7 protein-coding genes are annotated in these 4,848 nt (G+C 35.6%); all 7 read left to right on the top strand.

Annotated elements, in window-relative coordinates; translation table 11 throughout:
• On the top strand, positions 1–1,689 hold a 1,689-nt coding region (mbhE, locus tag VKY41_RS09350; protein WP_500814182.1), incomplete at its 5' end, for a hydrogen gas-evolving membrane-bound hydrogenase subunit E.
• A 1-nt stretch (position 1,690) separates the two neighbouring features.
• Positions 1,691–2,104 (top strand): Na+/H+ antiporter subunit B, encoded by a 414-nt coding sequence (locus tag VKY41_RS09345; RefSeq protein ID WP_500814181.1) that lies wholly within the window; start codon positions 1,691–1,693, stop codon positions 2,102–2,104.
• Positions 2,105–2,109: 5 nt separating this feature from the next.
• A complete protein-coding gene (locus tag VKY41_RS09340) occupies positions 2,110–2,463 on the top strand; it encodes a Na+/H+ antiporter subunit C (protein ID WP_500814180.1) in 354 nt (117 codons plus the stop codon).
• Positions 2,460–3,986: a complex I subunit 5 family protein gene (locus VKY41_RS09335; protein ID WP_500814179.1), complete on the top strand. Its 1,527-nt coding sequence runs from the start codon at positions 2,460–2,462 to the stop codon at positions 3,984–3,986. The genes VKY41_RS09340 and VKY41_RS09335 overlap by 4 nt, the downstream gene beginning before the upstream one ends.
• Positions 3,983–4,459 (top strand): Na+/H+ antiporter subunit E, encoded by a 477-nt coding sequence (locus VKY41_RS09330; protein WP_500814178.1) that lies wholly within the window; start codon positions 3,983–3,985, stop codon positions 4,457–4,459. Before VKY41_RS09335 ends, VKY41_RS09330 begins: the two co-directional genes overlap by 4 nt.
• On the top strand, positions 4,456–4,731 hold the full coding sequence (locus VKY41_RS09325; RefSeq protein ID WP_500814177.1) for a cation:proton antiporter: 276 nt from the start codon (positions 4,456–4,458) through the stop codon (positions 4,729–4,731). The genes VKY41_RS09330 and VKY41_RS09325 overlap by 4 nt, the downstream gene beginning before the upstream one ends.
• Positions 4,724–4,848: monovalent cation/H(+) antiporter subunit G (locus tag VKY41_RS09320; RefSeq protein WP_500814183.1), on the top strand; the 125-nt coding region annotated here is incomplete at its 3' end. The genes VKY41_RS09325 and VKY41_RS09320, both read left to right, overlap by 8 nt.

Genomic DNA, 4,848 nt, shown 5'->3' with positions numbered 1-4,848 from the left:
GGTTACTTATTGCTTTTCTTGTTTTTAGCAGCCTTCACAAAATCTGCTCAATTTCCATTTCACTTCTGGTTACCTGGTGCAATGAAAGCGCCAACTCCTGTTTCTACCTATCTGCATTCAGCAACGATGGTAAAAGCAGGTATTTATCTCCTTTTACGATTCACACCTCACTTTGAAAATAACTCTAATTACTTCACAGTTATGTTAGTGGTAGGTGCAATCACTATGCTTTATGCTGCAATAAATACGCTATTTAAAACAGACCTAAAAGGAATTTTAGCATATTCTACTATTGGTGCTTTAGGAATTATGGTGTTTCTAATCGGAATAGGTACAAGTGCATCAATTACAGCCGCTATTGTATTTATTGTTGTTCACGCTTTATACAAAGCAAGTCTATTCTTGGTCACAGGAACAATAGATCATCAAGCAGGAACACGAGACATCACTAAACTCAGTGGTTTAGGAAAAGTTCTCTTGCCTTTAGCAATTGCTGGAGTAATCGCAGCGCTATCTAGTGGTGGTTTCCCTCCCACTGTTGGTTTTCTTGGTAAAGACCTCATCTATGAAGCCACCTTAAATGGAGGTTTTAGTCCCGCTTTATTAACTACACTAGCTGTAATCACCAATATATTCATGGTTTTTGCAGGACTACTTGTTGGAGTAAAACCTTTTACCGGAAAACTACCAGGTGAACTGGGTCCAATCAAAAAGCCGCATTTCCTATTGTGGTTTATGCCTATGATACTTGCTGCACTTAGCTTACTTTTCGGATTATTTCCAAGCATGATTCAAGGACTATTCACCAACAACATTACACCTCTGCTTACAGGAGAAAGTAGCCCTCATCTTGCTATTTGGCATGGCTTTAACCTAATTCTTTTATTGAGTGGACTTACACTTGCTTTAGGATTAACTTTATACTTCCTTTGGAAACCAAGTCACAAAAAAGAAGCGCTAATTGAGAAAATTGAGTACTTATCTCCGAAATCTATTGCCTTACAATTTTCTGATATTTTCCAAAAAACATCGTATTTTCTTACCCGCACATTCCAAAATGGATATTTAAGACGTTATGTAATGATTATCTTAGTCTTACTGACCATCGTTTTTGGAGTACACATCTTTGTAAATCCTCGTATACTCCTAAGCCTTAAAGAGATAAAGTCACTGAACTGGAACGAGATTGTCATTTTAATTATGATGCTGACCTCTATCATTTTTACAGTGTTTACAAAATCAAGGCTCTCAGCAATTGTAGGAATGGGGGTATTAGGATATACCATGTGTCTGATCTTTATTTTCTATGGCGCTCCTGATTTAGCAATGACACAATTTTCTATTGATACGTTAACGGTAATTCTATTTGTTTTGGTACTCTATCGTTTACCGAAATACCTCAATCTATCTAACCGTACCAATCGAATTAGAGATGGGATTGTCGCGACTTCTTTCGGTACTTTCTTAGCCTTTACAATCATAGAGATTATGAAGGAAGATCCAATTAAAGCCACAACTGAATACTATGCAGAAAATGCCTATCTTTTAGCTAAAGGAAAGAATGTTGTTAACGTTATCCTTGTTGACTTCCGTGGTTTTGATACCATGATAGAAATTTCCGTATTGGCAATTGCCGCAATCGGTGTATTTGGATTATTAAAGTTATACCTAAAAAAACACGAGAGATAATATGAAAAGTCTAATTTTAAATACCATTTCTAAAACATTACTCCCTTTATTGGTGTTGTTTTCAGTATTTGTTTTACTTCGTGGCCACTACCTACCAGGTGGAGGATTCGTTGGTGGACTCATCGCAGCTATTGCATTTATTCTACATGCTTTTGCAAATGGCTTAACGGAAACAAGAAAAATTTTGCGCATCCACCCTGGATTCTTAATTCCAATAGGATTATTAATAGCAACATTAAGCGCATTGGCTCCAATTTTTATTACTGGAGAGCCGCTAATGACAGGCTTATGGTATGAAAAAGACATTCCGGTTTTGGGAAAAATAGGAAGTGCTTTGTTCTTTGATGCAGGAGTCTACTTTGTAGTAGTTGGCGTTTGTTTAACAATCATATTTACCATCTCAGAAAGCGTTTAAATATTATGGAAATACTTTTAGCGATAATGACAGGAATACTCTACGCAGCAGGAATCTATTTGATTCTTCGCCGTAGCTTGGTGAAATTGATTATTGGAATCGTAATACTTGGGAATGGAGTAAACCTCTTAATTTTCTTAATGGGTGGACTCGTAAAAGGAAGACCACCATTAATACAGGAAGACTCTAATGCTCTTGTTGGATTATATGCAGATCCAGTACCCCAAGCGTTAATACTTACTGCAATTGTAATTAGTTTCGGACTACAATCTTTTGCCATTGTATTAATAAAACGTGCATACAAGGTCTTGAAAACAGACGATATTGACACCATGAACAAAACAGACGACATCACATGAGCGAACATTTAACCATATACCCAATTATCGTCCATTTGTTGACTGCAATTCTATTGTTGTTATCATGGATGAACCCTAAGATTCAACGCTACATTAGTATCATAGGAAGCGTTTTAGGGATTATTATAGGTGGACTTTTATTCAATAAAGTTTGGACCGAAGGAATTCAAAGTGTTCAATTAGGAAACTGGGATGCTCCGTTTGGAATCTCAATGGTTGCGGATACTTTAGCTGTCTCTTTAATCGTATTGACCAATATAGTTGCCTTGGCAGTTTCTATTTATTCCACTAAAAACATGGTTTCCTCTCGTTTAAAGTTTGGATACTATGCTATTTTCCATTTTTTAATTATGGGATTAAGTGGCGCCTTCATCACAGGAGATTTATTTAGTCTGTATGTTTGGTTTGAAGTAATTATCATTTCTTCTTTTGTTCTTTTAACCATTGGAGGCCGAGCAATTCAGATTGAAGGAGCGGTAAAGTACTTTACTTTAAATATGCTTTCATCAATAATTTTCCTAACAGCAATCGCAATGGTCTATGGAACTACAGGTTCATTAAACATGGCTGAGTTGTCAAGGATTATTCCAGAAATAGAAAATAAAGGATTGATTCAAACTATTTCACTTATCTTCTTTATAGGGTTTGGAGTAAAGTCAGGGGTTTTTCCATTATACTTTTGGCTACCAGCCTCCTACCACACTCCTCCTGCGGCTGTTTCCGCTTTATTTGCGGGGTTACTTACAAAAGTAGGGATCTATGCAATGATCCGTGTATTCACTCTGCTCTTCCCTCTAGGGGAACTGAATCAAATGATATTGATGATTGTTGCAGGTTTCACTATATTTTTCGGAGGAATTGGCGCCTTAGTTCAAAAAGATTTACAACGGGTTTTCTCCTATTTAATAATCTGTCACATTGGATTTATGGTAGGTGGTTTGAGTCTATTTACCCAAGTTGCAATTGTTGGAGCTGTGATGTATATGTTCCATGACATTATTGTAAAAGCTACGCTCTTCATGATTAGTGGGGTAATGTACCGCATTTTCGGAAACACAAAATTAGAGAAAATGGGAGGATTAATGGATAGCCATCCTCGCCTATCCTTCCTCTTTGCCATTCCTATGTTTGCGCTAGTTGGAGTGCCTCCATTATCAGGGTTTTGGCCAAAGGTTTCTTTGTTTACGGCAAGCTATACACAAGGTGAAATGTTCATGTTAATCATGTTTATTTTCGCAAGTTTAATCACTTTGGTTATTATCGCAAAAGTATGGAACAATACATTCTCCAAAAACAAATTACCTGCTGAAAGAAGAAAAGGATTTAAGTACTTCGATGAATTTAGTTTCTCTGAAAAAGCTGCCTATATAGTTCCTATTCTTTTATTAGTAGGATTTACATTATATTATAGCTTCTTTGCAGAGCACTTCCAACTAGTTGCAGAACGAATTGGAGAGGAATTGATGAATACAGAGCATTATTATAACGCTGTTTTTGGAATTAAAGAAGGAACAAAACTATGAGAGTTCAATTTTTATTAAATATCTTATTGGCTGTTGTTTGGGTATTTCTTACCGGAACAATTAATGGAACTAACTTTACTTTCGGATTTATCCTGAGCTACTTAGTTTTGTGGTTAATTAGCTCTAACGAAGGCAAAAGAAAATACTTCGTAATAGCTCCTCGAATAATTAGCTTCACTTTTTACTTTTTATACGAATTGATCAAAGCCAACTTACAAGTTGCAGCTCATGTGATAACTCCGAAGTTTTATATGGAGCCTGGTATTATTAAATATCCTCTAGATGCTGAATCAGATTTAGAAATTACACTCTTGGCAAATATCATAACCCTTACCCCAGGAACATTGAGTTTAGATATTTCAGACGACAGAAAAGTATTATACATCCACGCCATGTACGTTAACGATAAAGAAGAGTTTATCAACAGTATTAAAAACGGATTTGAAAAACGAATTTTGAAAATATTACGATGAATATAGAAGACTTTTTATCATATATAATTTTACCTATACTTAGTACATCCACTTTGTTGGTCTTTATCCGTTTTTTAATGGGACCTTCTTTATCCGATAGAGTTGTAGCTTTAGATTTACTTATCACAATAGGTATTTCTATAATTGCAGTGTACAGTATAGTCACAAACCGACCTTCATTCCTAGATATCGCAATGATTTTTGCACTCATTGCCTTTTTAAGTACAGTTGCGTTCTCATATTACCTTGAAAAAAGAAAAAGAAATGAATGATATTATAATAATGGTAATTATTTCCCTTGGAACATTATTTATTCTCCTTGCAGCAATAGGATTATTAAGAATGCCTGATTTGTATTTGAGAATGTCTGTCACTACGAAGGCAGCAAC

The sequence above is a fragment of the Xanthomarina sp. genome (assembly GCF_035306605.1).
Classification (GTDB): domain Bacteria; phylum Bacteroidota; class Bacteroidia; order Flavobacteriales; family Flavobacteriaceae; genus Xanthomarina.
This window is presented reverse-complemented; position numbering and strand designations above follow the sequence as displayed.

Coding starts and splice junctions, on each gene's coding strand:
- VKY41_RS09345 (WP_500814181.1), top strand. CDS start 1,691: ATGAAAAGTCTAATTTTAAATACCATTTCTAAAACATTACTCCCTTTA.
- VKY41_RS09340 (WP_500814180.1), top strand. CDS start 2,110: ATGGAAATACTTTTAGCGATAATGACAGGAATACTCTACGCAGCAGGA.
- VKY41_RS09335 (WP_500814179.1), top strand. CDS start 2,460: ATGAGCGAACATTTAACCATATACCCAATTATCGTCCATTTGTTGACT.
- VKY41_RS09330 (WP_500814178.1), top strand. CDS start 3,983: ATGAGAGTTCAATTTTTATTAAATATCTTATTGGCTGTTGTTTGGGTA.
- VKY41_RS09325 (WP_500814177.1), top strand. CDS start 4,456: ATGAATATAGAAGACTTTTTATCATATATAATTTTACCTATACTTAGT.